13 protein-coding genes are annotated in these 15,058 nt (G+C 68.0%); 8 read left to right on the top strand and 5 right to left on the bottom strand.

Translation table 11 applies throughout. The features are described from left to right. Positions 1-57: 57 nt before the first annotated feature. The 5 genes from D578_RS0110035 to ppa form a co-directional block, all read right to left on the bottom strand. The gene (locus D578_RS0110035; protein WP_081617362.1) at positions 58-1,065 is read right to left on the bottom strand and encodes a septal ring lytic transglycosylase RlpA family protein; all 1,008 of its coding nucleotides are present in this window, start codon (positions 1,063-1,065) and stop codon (positions 58-60) included. Next, positions 1,022-2,053, bottom strand: coding sequence for a lytic murein transglycosylase B (gene mltB / locus D578_RS0110030; RefSeq protein WP_018949825.1), 1,032 nt, complete (start codon positions 2,051-2,053; stop codon positions 1,022-1,024). The genes D578_RS0110035 and mltB overlap by 44 nt, the downstream gene beginning before the upstream one ends. After that, entirely contained in the window at positions 2,050-3,168 is a 1,119-nt protein-coding gene (rodA, locus tag D578_RS0110025) for a rod shape-determining protein RodA (protein WP_018949824.1), read from the bottom strand. The genes mltB and rodA overlap by 4 nt, the downstream gene beginning before the upstream one ends. Beyond that, the gene (gene mrdA, locus D578_RS0110020) at positions 3,165-5,042 is read right to left on the bottom strand and encodes a penicillin-binding protein 2 (RefSeq protein ID WP_018949823.1); all 1,878 of its coding nucleotides are present in this window, start codon (positions 5,040-5,042) and stop codon (positions 3,165-3,167) included. The genes rodA and mrdA overlap by 4 nt, the downstream gene beginning before the upstream one ends. 113 nt (positions 5,043-5,155) lie before the next feature. After that, complete coding sequence (gene ppa, locus D578_RS0110015; protein WP_018144089.1) at positions 5,156-5,692, bottom strand: inorganic diphosphatase; 537 nt, start codon at positions 5,690-5,692, stop codon at positions 5,156-5,158. Positions 5,693-5,932: 240 nt separating this feature from the next. On the opposite strand from ppa, the gene D578_RS0110010 reads away from it, so the two are divergent. Genes D578_RS0110010 through D578_RS0109975 form a run of 8 tightly spaced genes read left to right on the top strand, consistent with a single transcriptional unit; the run spans position 5,933 to position 14,395 of the window. Continuing rightward, positions 5,933-6,574 carry an adenylate kinase gene (locus D578_RS0110010; RefSeq protein ID WP_018949822.1) on the top strand — a complete coding sequence of 214 codons (642 nt, stop codon included), beginning with the start codon at positions 5,933-5,935 and terminating at the stop codon, positions 6,572-6,574. A 7-nt stretch (positions 6,575-6,581) separates the two neighbouring features. Beyond that, complete coding sequence (locus D578_RS0110005; protein WP_018949821.1) at positions 6,582-8,834, top strand: LPS-assembly protein LptD; 2,253 nt, start codon at positions 6,582-6,584, stop codon at positions 8,832-8,834. Further along, positions 8,818-10,260: a peptidylprolyl isomerase gene (locus D578_RS0110000; protein ID WP_018949820.1), complete on the top strand. Its 1,443-nt coding sequence runs from the start codon at positions 8,818-8,820 to the stop codon at positions 10,258-10,260. Before D578_RS0110005 ends, D578_RS0110000 begins: the two co-directional genes overlap by 17 nt. Continuing rightward, on the top strand, positions 10,226-11,284 hold the full coding sequence (gene pdxA / locus D578_RS0109995; protein ID WP_018949819.1) for a 4-hydroxythreonine-4-phosphate dehydrogenase PdxA: 1,059 nt from the start codon (positions 10,226-10,228) through the stop codon (positions 11,282-11,284). The genes D578_RS0110000 and pdxA overlap by 35 nt, the downstream gene beginning before the upstream one ends. After that, positions 11,281-12,084, top strand: coding sequence for a 16S rRNA (adenine(1518)-N(6)/adenine(1519)-N(6))-dimethyltransferase RsmA (rsmA, locus tag D578_RS0109990; RefSeq protein ID WP_018949818.1), 804 nt, complete (start codon positions 11,281-11,283; stop codon positions 12,082-12,084). Before pdxA ends, rsmA begins: the two co-directional genes overlap by 4 nt. A gap of 34 nt (positions 12,085-12,118) precedes the next feature. Further along, positions 12,119-13,096, top strand: a complete 978-nt coding sequence (locus D578_RS0109985; protein WP_018949817.1) for a glucokinase — start codon at positions 12,119-12,121, stop codon at positions 13,094-13,096. A 58-nt stretch (positions 13,097-13,154) separates the two neighbouring features. Then, entirely contained in the window at positions 13,155-13,553 is a 399-nt protein-coding gene (gene apaG, locus D578_RS0109980; RefSeq protein ID WP_018144096.1) for a Co2+/Mg2+ efflux protein ApaG, read from the top strand. Between the two features lie 8 nt (positions 13,554-13,561). Beyond that, complete coding sequence (locus tag D578_RS0109975) at positions 13,562-14,395, top strand: symmetrical bis(5'-nucleosyl)-tetraphosphatase (protein WP_018949816.1); 834 nt, start codon at positions 13,562-13,564, stop codon at positions 14,393-14,395. The last annotated feature ends 663 nt before the right edge of the window (positions 14,396-15,058 follow it).

Here is a 15,058-nt window from a genome sequence, read left to right as displayed (position 1 = left end):
GGTCTACGATAGCAGAGTGGGGCCCGGGAAGGGCCGGAAAAACAGCGGCAGCAGCCTTTACCGGGCGTTCTCGACCACGCGGTAATCAACGTGCGCCGCACCCTGCAGGCGATCCGTGATCGCGCGGACCTCATCGCCATCCGCCAGCGGGCCGATCCGCACGCGATGGAGGTCCGCACCGTCGTCCCGCCCCAGGGTCGAGATGCGGACCGGGCCGAAGCCCAGGGCGCGCAGATCCTCGCGCACCTGCTCGGCCGACTGGCGCTCGGAAAACGCCCCGACCTGGACAAAACGCCCACCCCCGGCGACCTCGCCGTTGGACCCGGCGGCGGACATCGCGGAGTCTGCTGTTTCAGGTACCGGTTCGGGGACTCGCTCCGCCACCCGTTCCGGCGATGTCACGGCGGCCACATCGACGGGCTCCGATGCCGGCGCGGCCGCAACACGGTCGGGCTCGGTATCACCCGGCCCCACCGAGCGCACACGCACGCGAGCCACACCGGCATCGGTCATGTCGATGCGATGGGCCGCGGCGTAGGAAAGATCGATGATGCGCCCATCCACAAACGGCCCGCGATCATTCACCCGCACCACCACCTGCTTGTTGTTCTCCAGGTTGGTGACCTCGACATAGCTCGGCAGCGGCAGGGACTTGTGTGCCGCAGTCATCGCATACATGTCGTAGGGCTCGCCGCTGGAAGTCCGCCGGCCGTGGAACTTCGTGCCGTACCAGGAGGCAATGCCCTCTTCCTCGAAGCCGTCACTGGTCCGCAAGGTGCGATAACGCTGCCCGAACACCTCGTATTCCGACGGGTTGCCATAGCGGCTGGGCGGCTCGGCGCGCGGCGTCGGTTCCGGGATCAAGGCCAGGTCCTGCGGCACGTCGGCCGCATCGGGATAGCTGTCATAGGCGGCGTCACCCAGCGGGCGCGGGTCGCGCTCCGGTGTGCCGGAACAGCCAGCCAGCGCCAGCAACACGAACCCCAGCAGGAGCGCCCCGGGCGCAGGCCCGGAGGCCGGACTAGTCGGCCAGTGCCTCGGCAAGTTGGTGCACGGCCATCGCATACAGCGGGCTCCGGTTATAGCGGGTAATCACGTAGAAGTTCGGGTATCCCAGGTAATACTCGTAACCGTCATCGCCCGCGAGACGAATGAAGGAATACTCACCATCCTCGTCCACGGCCTCGTCGGGGTAAATGCCGTGCTCGGCCAGTTCGTCGAGGTCGAAACGAGCCTGGTAGTTGCGGCTGATCAGGGCCTCGTGGGCATCACCCTCGACCCGCGCCTTCGCCACCACCGGCTCGCCACGGTTCCAGTGGTGCTCGCGGAAGTAGTTGGCCACCGAGCCGATCGCGTCCGGCCAGGAGTTCAACAGGTCACGCTGACCGGAGCCGTCGAAGTCCACCGCGTAGTGGCGATAGCTGGAGGAGATGAACTGGCCGCGCCCCATGGCCCCGGCGTAGGAGCCGCGCGTCTCGCGCGGATCCAGGCCTTCCTCGTCCACCAGGGTCAGGAATTCGCCCAGCTCGCGGCGGAAGAAATCCGACCGCGGCGGGTAGTCGAAGCCCAGGGTCACCAGGGCATCGAACACGCGGAAGCCACCGGTGTTGCGGCCGTAGTAGGTCTCGACCCCGATAATGGAGGCAATGATCTTCTGCTCCACACCGAAACGATCCTCGGCGCGCTTGAGCCAGTGGCCGTGTTCTTCCATGAAGTCGCGGCCGCGCTCGATGCGCTCGTCGGTAATGAAGATCGGACGATAGTCCTTCCACGGCCGCGCCTCGGCCGGGCTGGAGATCAGGTCGAGGATGCGCTGCTGCGGGTCGGCGGCATCAAACATCGCCTCCAGCGCCTCGCGATCGCGGCCGGCCTCCACCTGCTCGTCGATGAACGCCTGCACCTCGTCGCGTTCGAGATACGGCGGGTCGCCGGCACGGAATTCGCTTTCGGCCGCGACCGGGAGGGACACGGCCACCAGGGACAGGACCAGCCCGGTACGTAACAGGGTCGGGCGGACAATGCGGGCCCACACGGGGCGCAAGTTCAGGCTCATCGATTCACCAGGCGTTTCTGGGAGGCTATGCTCATGAGAATACCGAAGGCGACCATCAGGGTCACCAGCGAAGTACCCCCGTAACTAACGAGGGGCAGCGGCACGCCGACCACCGGCAACAGGCCGGTCACCATGCCGATATTGACCACCATGTAGACCGCAAAGGTCAGGCTGATACTCCCGCCCAGCAACCGGGCGTAGCGGTCCTGTGCCAGTGCGGCGATCCAGAGCCCGCGCGCAACAATCGCAAAATACAGCAGCAGCAGCAGCGCGACACCAATAAAGCCGAATTCCTCGGCGTAGACCGCAAAAATGAAGTCGGTGGAACGCTCCGGCAGAAACTCCAGTTGCGACTGGGTCCCGTTCAGCCAGCCCTTGCCATACAGCCCGCCGGACCCAATGGCGATCTTCGACTGGATGATGTGATAGCCGGCGCCCAGCGGATCGGACTCCGGGTTGAACAGCGTCAGCACCCGCTGGCGCTGATAGTCCAGCATCTGCGACCACAGGATCGGGATGGCGGCGGCCGCCGTGACCCCAAGCCCAACGAACCAGCGCCAGCCCAGCCCCGCAAGGAAGATCACCAGGAACCCGGCGGCCCCGACCAGCATCGAGGTACCCAGATCCGGTTGCTGCATAATCAAATAGACCGGCGCCAGGATCAGCGCCGCGGTCACCACCAGGTCTTGGAAGCGCGGACGACCATTCCGTTGCGACAGGTACCAGGCCACCATCATCGGCACCGCGAGTTTCATGATCTCCGAAGGCTGGAAGCGCATGAAACCGAGATCCAGCCAGCGCTGCGCGCCCTTGCCGACGTCGCCGACCCACATCACCGCCAGCAGCAGCAGGACGCCGGCTACAAACAGCCATGGCGAGAACGCCCGCAGGGCATGCATGGACACCTGGGCGACCAGCAGCATGGCTGCCACCCCCAGGCCAATGCGCATGACCTGACGCTCCAGGGCGACCACGCTCTCGCCGGTGGCGCTGAACAGTACCGCCAGCCCCAGCAGCAGCAGGATGGACAGCAGCACCAGCAGCACACTGTCCAGACGCAGGCTGCGCAATACCCACTGGCTGACAGACATCTCGCGACCGGTCACGCTGATCATTCGTCCTCCGGGGCATCGATCGTCATGCCCGCCCCCTCCAGCAGATAGGCATCCAGGACCTCGCGGGCCACCGGCGCCGCCACCCGGCCACCGGAACCGCCGTGCTCCACCAGCACCGCCACCGCGATGCGCGGATCCTCGGCCGGGGCGTACCCCACGAACAGGGCGTGGTCCCACAGGCGCCGCGCCAGTTCGTCCTCGTCGTATTCCTCGTCCTCGCCCAGACTGAATACCTGCGAGGTACCGGTCTTGCCGGCGATGGTGTACTCCGGCCGGGTACTACCGACGCTACCCCAGGCGGTGCCATGACGGGCGTTCACGGCCTCCACCAGCGAGCCGTGGATGGCATCCCAGTGTTTCGCGTCGACCGTCACCGGATCCCGCAACGTGGGCAGGCGATACTCGGGTTCCCCCACCCCATTGTCCATGGAGCGCAGCAGGTGCGGCTGATAACGCTCGCCACGGGCCGCAAGGGCCGCGGTGAAGTCGGCCATCTGCAGGGGGGTCGACAGCATGTAGCCCTGGCCGATCGCGGTGATCAGGGTCTCGCCGGGGAACCACACCTGGTCGTGCGTGGCCCGTTTCCAGTTGCGGCTGGGCAGGATGCCCGAGCGCTCCCCGGTGGAATCGATGCCGGTCCGCTGCCCGATCCCGAAGGCCCCCAGGATCGGGACCATGCGGTCGATCCCCATGGTGTGGGCCAGGTCGTAGAAATAGACGTCCGACGACACCGCGATGGCGCGCGACATGTCCACGCGACCATGCCCCTCGCGGCGCCAGTCACGATAGCGACGCTCATGCCCCGGGAGCTGGAAATACCCGCGGGCGAACATCTCGCGCTCGGCGGTGGTCACCTCTTCATCCAGCGCCGCCAGACCCACCATGGGTTTGATCGTCGAACCCGGCGGATACTGGCCACTCAGGGCACGGTTAAACAGGGGCCGGCGATGGTCGTCACGCACCGCGGCAAAGTCGGCCTGCGAGATCCCGTGGACGAACGACTCGGGATCAAAACCGGGGGCACTGACCAGCGCCAGCACCTCGCCGTTGTTCGGATCCACGGCCACGATGGCCCCGTCCCGCCCATCCAGCGCCCGATAGGCCGCCTGTTGCAGGTTCACGTCCAGAGTCAGGGTCAGGTCCGTACCCGGTTGCGGCGGGGTCACAGAGAGTTCGCGGATCACGCGTCCCTGGGCGTTCACCTCCACCTGCCGATAGCCCGGCTGCCCGTGCAGCAGATCCTCGTAGTAGCGCTCGACGCCGCTCTTGCCGATATGCGAGGTGCCGGCATAGGCACGCCCGTCGACCCGCTGCAGGTCCTGCCGGTTGATACGTCCGACATAGCCGACCGCATGCGAGAACTCGGACCCCAGCGGATAGAACCGCAGCGGCCGCGCCTCGATCTCCACCCCCGGCAGTTCGTGGCGCGAAACCGCGATCCGCGCCACCGTTTCGTCGTCCAGCCCGGCCTTCAGCAACACCGGCTGGAACGGCCGCCGCTGCCTCACCCCGCGCTGGAACCGCTCCACGTCCGCCTCGCTCAACTCCACGTAACCGCGCAGGCGAGCGAGCAGGGAATCGAGATTGCCGGCCTGCTCGACCGTAACCTCCAGCTGATAGGAGGCGCGATTGCCCGCCAGCAGCACGCCATTGCGGTCGCGGATCACCCCTCGAGTGGGGGCAATCGGTTCCACCCGCAGGCGGTTGTTCTCCGAGAGCGTAGTGAAGTGCGTGTGCGCACCGACCTGCAGACCCGAAAGCCGCCAGCCCAGCGCCAACAGAATGACCGCCAGGATCACCAGCGCCAGCAGGATGCGCACGGCAAAGCGTTCGCGGTCCTGCTGTTCCTCGCCGTAGGCGTCGCGTTCGGCCATTTCAGGGGGTCACGGGGCCGTGACCGGCGCTGACTGCCGCCCACGCAAAGACCGGACCGCCCCAAGGGGGCGGCCCGGCGCTTGCCTCTCGCTGCAGGCAGCGGGTGGCGACGTCAGATCTTGCTCTTCTGGAAACGCTTGTAGCTGGCAACAATCTCCGCCTTGGCCGCCTCGGCGTCCGCCCAGCCTTCGACCTTGACCCACTTGCCCTTCTCCAGCTCCTTGTAGTGCTCGAAGAAATGCTTGATCGAGTCCAGCAGTTCCTGACCCACGTCCTCCGGCCCCTGATACTTTTCGTACTGCGGATGCAGTTTGGTCACCGGCACGGCCAGGATCTTGGCGTCCACGCCCGCCTCGTCGGTCATCTGCAACACGCCGATCGGACGCGAACGCACCACGGAACCCGGCATCAGCGGCACCGGGGTGACCACCAGCACATCCACCGGATCGCCGTCTTCCGACAGGGTGTGCGGAACAAACCCGTAGTTGCACGGATAGAACATCGCGACCGTCATGAAGCGATCGACCATCAGGGCCCCGCTGTCCTTGTCGATCTCGTATTTGACGGGCTGCCCGTGGGCGGGGATCTCGATCACGACGTTAACGTCATTGGGGAGATCCTTGCCGGCTTCGATCTGGTTCATGTCCATGCTTGCTTCCCGAAAAGTTTGTTTGGCTAGCCAGGCATTATACAGGGGACACGCACCTCAAGGGCACCCGGCCACCGGCCCCAACGGTTGCGGGCAAGCACCTTCAGGCGGTATAAGACCGCGCTCGGGAAACGGTTTGCGTCGTCAGTGACGAGCCCCGTTTCGCCACCGCCATTCACCGTGCCGCCCCCGTTCCCGGCTAGTCCTGCGGTTCGGCGCGGCACCCGGCAGGAGTCAGCTATGCGAATCGTCCTGATGGGCGCCCCCGGTTCCGGCAAGGGCACCCAGGCCAAGAAGATGGTCGCCACCTTCGGCATCCCCCAGATCTCCACCGGCGACCTGCTGCGCGCCGCCGTCGCTGCCGAGACCGAACTCGGCAAGCAGGCCAAGAGCGCAATGGATGCCGGCCAGCTGGTCCCCGACGACCTGGTGCTGGGGCTGATCCGCGATCGCCTGCAGGAGCCCGATGCGCAGAAGGGTTTCATCCTCGACGGCTTTCCGCGCAACGTCGCCCAGGCCGAGGCCCTGGACACCATGCTGTCCGACATCGAGTCGCCGCTGGACCGCGCAATCCAGATCGACGTCCCGTTCGAAGAGCTCAAGCAGCGCCTGACCGGGCGCGTCTCCTGCGGCGACTGCGGCGCGGTGTTCAACACCCATACCTTCCCGCCGCAAAAGGAAGGCGTATGCGACCTGTGCGGCGGCGAACTGCTCCACCGCGCGGACGACAACGAAGAGACCGTGGTCAACCGACTCAAGGTCTACGAGGAGCAGACCCAGCCGCTGATCGAGTACTACGACGGCCACGGCCTGCTCAAGCACATCAACGGTACCCGCGATATCGAGCTGATCTTCGACGAGATCCGCCAGCTGCTGTCCTGAATACTGGATGAGCCGCCGGCCCGCCAGCTCCGCGCCTCGCCGTCATCCGATCGCGCGGCAGGTCGCGGTGAGCCTGGGTCTGGCGGCCGCCGGCCTGATCCCCGTAACCGCACCCGCCGACGAACGCCCGTCGGGATGCGAGTTTGCCCCGGGGATCGAATGGCCCGAGCTGCGCACCCTCGAGGGCCGGCTGACCGAGATTGACGCGGATTACGTCCGCCGCGATGGCGACCGTATCTCGGCCTCGGGCAACGTGCACCTGTTCGAGGCCGGGCGACGGCTGGATGCCGACTTCCTCGAATATGACCGTGCCTCCGGCACCGCCCTCACCGAGGGTGACACCCGGCTGTTCGACGGCGACCTGCTGCTGCACACCGAGGGCGGCGAATATCGCCTGGACGAAGAGACCGGCGAATTCCGCAGGATCGATTTCCTGGTGCAGTCCATCCCGGCCCGCGGCAGCGCCGAACGCGGCATCCAGCATGCCCCGCACCGCCACGACTTCGAGGACGCCGAATACACCACCTGCCCGGTGGGCAACGACTCCTGGTGGCTGCGCACCAGCGACCTGAAGCTGGACCGCGAAAGCGGCGTCGGCGTGGCCCGCAACGCGACGATCCGCTTCAAGGGTGTGCCCATCGCCTACACGCCGTATATCAACTTCCCGCTGGACGATCGCCGCAAGAGCGGTTTCCTGCTACCCAGCGCCGGCACGGGTGGACGCACCGGGTTCGATCTCGCGACCCCCTGGTACTGGAACATCGCGCCCAACTACGACGCGACCTTTACCCCGCGCGTTATGGAAGAACGCGGCGTGATGCTGGGCACCGAGTTCCGCTATCTGCAGCCCCGGCACAATGGCATCCTCGACGTCCATTATCTGCCGGGTGACCGCGAGACCGGGGAAGACCGCCACTTCGCCCAGTGGCGACACCAGACCCGGATCACCTCCAACCTGAACCTGCGCCTCGACGCCGCGGACGTCTCCGACCGCGAGTATTTCGTCGATTTCGCCAACTCCGATCGCTACGCCGGTTCCACCCCCTATCTGCGTCGCTCCGCCGACCTGACCTGGAACCAGCCGGCCTATCGCCTGCGTACACGCATCGAGGACTACCAGATCGTCGACCCCGATCTGCGCGACGCGGGCGAGCCCTACCAGCGACTGCCACAGATCACGCTGGAGGCCGGGGAATACCTGGGCCACGGCCTCTCCTGGGATCTCGCCACCGAGCTGGTCCGCTTCGAGCGCGACGAGGACGTCTCCACACGCCCGCTTGGCACCCGTATCGACCTGAATCCCGAGGTCCGCTGGCGCTTTGATACCGGCGGCTTCTTCTTCGAACCCGCCGTCGGGGTCCGCCACACCCGCTACGAACTGGACCGCCGCGGCCAGAACAACCGCCCCGAATCCATCAGCCGCACCGTGCCGCGCGGCTCCATCGACACCGGGTTGATCTTCGAGCGCCCGATCGCGGGCGGGCAGCGGCTCCAGACCCTGGAACCGCGGATCTTCTACGGCTACGTGCCCTACCGGGACCAGGACGACATCCCGATCTTCGATACCGGCGAGGCCGCCTTCAGCTTCGACAACCTGTTCAGCCTCGACCGCTTCGTCGGCGCCGACCGGGTGGGCGACACCCATCAGGTCACCACCGCCCTGACCACGCGCATCTTCGACCAGCAGACCGGCCGCGAACGCCTGAGCCTGTCCGCCGGGCAGATCTACTACCTCGCCGATCGCGAGGTCCGGCGCAACCCGAACGCGCCGGCGCTGGATGCCTCCACCTCCGACCTGGCGCTGGAAGGCCGGGTCCGCATCGGCGATGCCTGGGATGGCCGCGGTTCCATCCTCTACAACCAGGATCGTGGCGAAACCACCCTCGCGGCGGTCTCGGTCGGCTACAGCCCGCGCGAGCGCGCCCGGATCAACGTGGGCTACCGCCAGCGCGAGGCCGGCGCCCGCTCCATCGACCAGACCGACGTCTCCGTGATGTGGCCCGTCACCGAGCGCATCGACGCCATCGGACGCTGGAACTACAGCCTGCAGGAAGAACGCGATCTCGAACTTCTGGCCGGGCTTCAGTATCGTAGTTGCTGCTATGGTGTCCGCGTGGTTGCGCGCCGCGCGTATTCCTTCGACGAGACCTACGACAACTCGATCTACTTCCAACTCACGCTGGACGGCCTGGCACGGTTCGATTCCGGCGTGGATTCGCTACTGCGCGAGGGTATTTCCGGATATGACGCACGTCCCTGAACAACGCCGCCGCAGCGGGGCCCGTTCCCTGCTGCCGCTGCTGGCCGCCCTGGTCTACGGCCTCGGCCTGCCGGCCATGGCCCAGACATCCGGACCGGCAACCGGTGGGCTGTCGCAGGACGCGGTCGAGGCCCCGGTGACCCCGGGGGCCGCCAGCGAGGGCGGCACCCCAGCCGCCCCCATCACCCCCGAGGGCGACCGCTTCACCGACCGCATCCTGGCCGTGGTGGGCGACGACGTGATCACTCAGCGCGAGCTGGTGGAACGCATGAACCTGATCGCCCAGCAGATGGTCGAGCGCGGCAACCGCCCGCCGGACCAGGACACCCTGGCGCGTCAGGTCATGGAGCGCCTGATCGTCGAACGCGTACAGCTGCAGGAGGCCGAGCGCGTCGGCATCAACATCGACGAGATGACCCTGAACCGCGCGATGGAGAACATCGCCCGCGAGAACCGCATGACCCTGCCGCAGCTGCGCCGGGCCCTGATGCAGGACGGGGTGGATTTCAACGCCTTTCGCGAGCAGATCCGCCACGAGCTCACCGTCAACCAGTTGCAGCGGCGCCAGGTCGATCAGCGCATCCGCGTCTCCGACCCGGAAATCGCCGACCTGATCGCCTCCGAGAGCGGCGCAATCGACCGCGGCGTGCGCTATCGCATTGCGCAGATCATGGTCCCCCTGCCCCAGGGCGCCGATGCCGGCCAGATCGCCGCGGCACGCGAGAAGGCCGAGTCTCTGCGCCAGCGCGTGCGCGAGGGCGAGGACTTCGCCACCGTCGCCATCAGCGAGTCCCAAGGCCCTCAGGCCCTGGAAGGCGGCGACCTCGGCTGGCGCTCGGCTAGCGAGATCCCCGGCATGTTCGCCCGCCAAGCGGTGCTGATGCGCACGGGCGAGATCAGCGAGGTCCTGCGCTCGCCCGGCGGCTTCCACATCATGAAGCTGCTGGACCGCGAGGGCGGCGACCAGACCCGCGTGCAGCAGACCCGCGTGCGTCACATCCTGATCAGCCCGGACCAGGTGCGCAGTGAACAGGACGCGCAGCGCCAGGCGCAATCGCTGCACAACCGCATCCGCGAGGGGGCGAGCTTCGAGGACCTCGCGCGCGCCAACTCGGACGACCCCGGCTCGGCCGCCCAGGGCGGCACCCTCGGCTGGGTCAGCCCAGGCGAGCTGGTGCCCGGCTTCGAGGAGGCCATGGACGCCCTGGAACCGGGCGTGGTCAGCGAACCGGTGGAGAGCCAGTTCGGCTGGCACATCATCGAGGTCCTGGAACGCCGCGAGGTGGACACCTCGCGCGAACAGATCCGGGCCCGTGCCCGCGAGATCCTGCAAAACCGCAAGCGCGAGGAAGAACTCGAGTTGTGGCTGCGCCGCCTGCGGGACGAGGCCTATGTCGAATACCGGGTCGACGGCTTCGGTTCCTGATCCGCGCGGGGCCCACCCGGTCCCGCGCCTGGCCCTGACCGCCGGCGACCCCGCCGGCATCGGGCCCGATCTCCTGATCGCCATGGCCCGGCAGCGCGGCCACGCGCAACGCGTCGCCATCGCCGACCCGGACATCCTGGAGGCCCGTGCCCGCCAGCTCGGCGAATCCCTGCGCCTGGTGCACTTCGACCCGAAACGCCCGCGCGCAGTCACCCCGGCCCACACCCTGGAGATCCTGCCAGTACCGGTGGCGACCCCGGTGGTCGCCGGCACCCTGGACCCGGCCAACGCCGAGCACGTGCTGGCCTTGCTGGCCACGGCCGCCGACGGCTGCCTCGACGGCACTTTCGAGGCCATGGTCACCGGGCCGGTCCACAAGGGCGTGATCAACCGCGCCGGGATCGCCTTCAGTGGTCACACCGAGTGGCTGGCCGAGCGCGCTGGCGCCCCGATGCCGGTGATGATGCTGGCCACCGAGGGCCTGCGGGTCGCGCTGGTCACCACCCACCTGCCACTGCGCGCGGTCCCCGACGCCATCACCGCAGAACGCCTGGAGACCGTGACCCGCGTCCTGCATCACGATCTGCAGCGCGACTTCGGTATAGCCGCCCCGGTGATCGCCGTCTGCGGGCTGAACCCGCATGCCGGCGAGGATGGTGTCCTCGGACGCGAGGAGATCGAGATCATCACCCCCACCCTGGACCGCCTGCGGGAAGCCGGCCTGCATCTGCGCGGGCCGCTCCCGGCCGACACCGCGTTCACCCCGCGCGCCCTCGAAGGCGTCGATGCCGTGCTCGCCATGTACCACGACCAGGGCCTCCCGGTGCTCAAGCATGCCGGCTTCGGCAGCGCCATCAACGTGACCCTGGGCCTGCCCTTCATCCGCACCTCGGTGGACCACGGCACGGCGCTGGATCTGGCCGGCACCGGGCTCGCCGAGGTCGGCAGCTTCCAGGCCGCCGAACGCCTGGCCGAAACCCTCGCGGCGCGAGCCGCCGCACGCCGGAGTATCCCCTGGGCATGACCCGAATCAAGACCTCGTCGCCGATCCGCAAGCGTTTCGGCCAGAACTTCCTCCACGATGCCGGCATCCTCGCGCGCATCGTCGCGGCGATCGCCCCGCAACCAGGCGATGCCGTGCTGGAGATCGGTCCCGGCCGCGGCGCCCTGACCGCCGCCCTGCTGGAACGCCTGGAGCACCTGGTCGCAGTGGAGATCGACCGCGACCTGGCGGCCGGCCTGCGCGCCGGCTTCCCCCCCGAGCGCCTGGAGCTGCACGTGGGCGACGCCCTGCATATGCAGCTATCCGAACTCGGCACGTTGCCCGAGCGGGGCTGGCGTGTGGTCGGCAATCTGCCCTACAACATCTCCACCCCGTTGATGTTCCACCTGCTGGATCAGGTCGGTGCGATCCGCGACATGCACTTCCTGCTGCAACGCGAGGTCGTGGAGCGCATGACCGCCGCCCCCGGCAGCAAGCGCTACGGGCGCCTGACAGTCATGCTGGCCGCCCGCGCCCAGGCCACCGCCCTGTTCACCGTGCCCCCCGGGGCCTTCCACCCCCCGCCCAAGGTCTACTCCAGCGTCGTGCGCATCACGCCCCTGGCCGAACCGCGCGTCGCGCCGGCGCTATACCCTACCTTCGCACGGGTGGTGAACCAGGCGTTCTCGAGCCGCCGCAAGACCCTGCGCCGCGGGCTCTCGGGCCTGGCCGAGATCGCCGACCTCGAGGCCGCCGGCCTGGATCCGGGCGAGCGCCCGGAAAACATCGACATCGCCGGCTTCGAGGCCCTGGCTCGACGCATCCACCCCGCCGCCCCCTGAACAGCCAGCGGCCGCGATCCGCTACCATGGGCCCATGGACCTGATCGTTGCCGATGTTGGCGGGACCAATACCCGCGTTGCCCGCGCCCACCGCGATGCGGACGGGTGGTCTTTGCACGAGGCCCAGCGCTACCGCAGCCACGAGCACCTCGACCTGGCCGTCATCCTCGAACGCTGGCGCACCGAGGTTGCGACAGTGGATACCTTTGCTGCGGCGGGCCTCGCGGTGGCCGGCCCCGTGCATCACGGCCGGGCGCGCGTCACCAACCTGCCCTGGCCACCGCTGGACACCACCACGCTCGGTGCACGCCTGGGCATACCCATCACCCTGTTGAACGACTTTGCCGCCATCGGGGCGAGCCTCGATGCCCTGCAACCACAGGACTGCGAGACCCTGCAGGAAGGAGCGCACGATCCCGCCGGCCTGCGCCTGGTCGCGGGCGCCGGCACCGGACTCGGCACCTGCCTGGTGGGCCCGACCGGCGCGGCCACCATCTTTCCCGGCGAGGGCGGCCACGCGCGCTTCTCGCCCAGCGGGGCGGAGGAGGCCGCACTGGGCGATTTCGTGGCCCGCGAACTGGGATACTGCACGCGCGAGCACCTGCTCAGCGGTCGCGGGATCGCCCGCATCGGGCATTTCGAGCTCGACCGCCAGCCCGACCCAGAGTTGGCGCAGGCGCTGGAGACCGCCGAACCCGCCGCGGCGATTGGCGAACTGGCGCTCGCCGGGCACCCCGCGGCGCAGGCCGTGATCGATCGCTTCATCGGCGTCTACGCCGGACAACTGGCCGACATGGCCCTGACCGCACTCCCCACCGGGGGGGTCTTCCTGGCTGGCGGCATCGCCCCGCGCTGGGTCGAGGCGTTCCGTGGACCGCGCTTTCGCAGCGCCTTCCGTAATCGCCCACCGATGACCCACTTGCTTGAGCAATTGCCCGTGGCCCTTATCATGCACCCCGAACCGGGCCTGCTCGGCGCTGCCGTCTACGCCAGCCGGTCCGTGAAACCCTGATGTCGGGCCTGCCCCGCGCACGGGCGTTTCCCGCTCACGAATCTGGAGCCGCAACCGCATGAACCAGCCCCAAGAGCACGACACCGAAGCCCACACCATCGAGATCGAGGTCTCCACCGCCTATGTGGAAGACCAGTCCGAACCCGATGACGACCGCTATGTATTCGCCTATCACGTGGTGATCCGCAACGCGGGCGCGCTGACCGTGCAACTGCTCAACCGCCATTGGATCATCCGCGATGGCCGCGATCAGACGCAGGAGGTCCGCGGCGAGGGCGTGATCGGGGAACAGCCCAGCATCGAGCCCGGTGACAGTTTCGAGTACACCAGCGGCACGGTGATCGAGACCCCGGTGGGCACCATGGAGGGCAGCTACGGCATGCGCGACGAACGCGGCAACACCTTCGACGCGCCGATCCCGCCGTTCACGCTCTCCGTCCCGCGCACGCTGCACTAGGCTGCCCGATGGCACTGTACGTCGTCGGCGACCTCCAGGGCTGCCTGGACCCGCTGGAACGCCTGCTGGAGCAGGTGCGCTTCGACCCGGCGGTCGACCATCTGTGGCTGGTTGGCGACCTGGTCAACCGCGGCCCGGACTCGCTCGGCTGCCTGCGCCGGGTCCGGGCGCTGGGGGATGCCGCCACCACGGTACTGGGCAACCACGACCTGCACCTGCTGGCTACCGCGGAAGGCGTGCGCAAACCCGGCGGCAAGGACACCCTGCGCCCGGTGCTGGACGCCCCGGACGCCGGCGACCTGCTGGATTGGCTGGCGCGGCGCCCGCTACTGCATTCCGACGCGTCCAGCGGCTGGACCCTGGTGCATGCGGGCCTCCCGCCGGCCTGGGACCCGGGCACAGCGCAGATCGAGGCACGGCGCGTGGAGGCCGATCTACGCGACCCCACCCGTCGTCAGGCGCTGTTCAAGGTCATGTACGGCGATGAACCGACGCTGTGGAGCCCCGATCTCGACGGCTACGACCGCTCCCGCTACACCATCAACGCCTTCACCCGCATGCGCTACATCACCGCCGACGGGGGGTTGGAATTCGCCGGCAATGGCCCGCCGGAAGAGGCCCCATCCGACCTCACCCCCTGGTTCAAGGTGCCCGGCCGTGCGGCCGCCGGCCACCCGATCGTGTTCGGCCACTGGGCCGCCCTCGGACATCGCGTCGGGCCGGACTGGCTGGCCCTGGACAGCGGCTGCGTCTGGGGCAACCGCATGACCCTCGCCCGCCTGGACAACACCGACGGCGACCCCGCCCGCGTGACAACCTGGCAGACACCCTGCCCCACCTGATCCTCCGGTCGGAGATTGCCCTTCCCGAAGCGGATCCTCGTTCGGCATCCGGTGTTTACGTGCCTCCGTCCGGCCGCCTGCCAGGCGCTGAACCGCCAGCGCGCCGCGCCCGTGTTTGATCAACGACTGGCTTCTTTGCTCGTGCAAAGAAGTACCCAAGAAACGCGCCCGACTGCCGCGACCCCGGCCCGCTGCGCGGGCCGGGGTTTCCCTCGCTCCGAGGCTTTTCGCGGGCGGCGCTGAACTCGCTACGCCTGCGGCTCCGCTCAGACATCCAGCGCCAGCGCCCCGTGTCTATTTTGAATCGTCCCGCGAAAACCCTCTCCACTCGGCGCGACGACAACGGGGGGGTAGGTCCAAACAACGGCTGTCCTGAGGATCGCGCCAATGGATGAAGGCCAGGTCTTCGGACATCCTGGGCACGCTTGGCCTACGGCCGTTGCGTGCCGCGCCCGCGTAGCGAGCGCCGGGGGACGTAGGATGTGATGAGCGAAGCGAATCGCATCAGGGTTTCGCACGACGTGGGGCATGGTGCGTTTCGGTGCGCTCGACCGCACCCTACGGGATACCGTCTGTTTTGACTTTCCCTTCCCGTATGGAGCCCCTCGCGAAGGGCGTGATGGGCCGGCCAGTCAAAAAATAGACACGGGGCGCTGGATGTCT

The sequence above is a fragment of the Thioalkalivibrio sp. ALMg11 genome (assembly GCF_000377905.1).
In the GTDB taxonomy this organism is placed as follows: Bacteria; Pseudomonadota; Gammaproteobacteria; order Ectothiorhodospirales; family Ectothiorhodospiraceae; genus Thioalkalivibrio.
The sequence above is the reverse complement of the archived record's forward strand: the minus strand, read 5'-3'. Positions and strand labels throughout refer to the sequence as shown.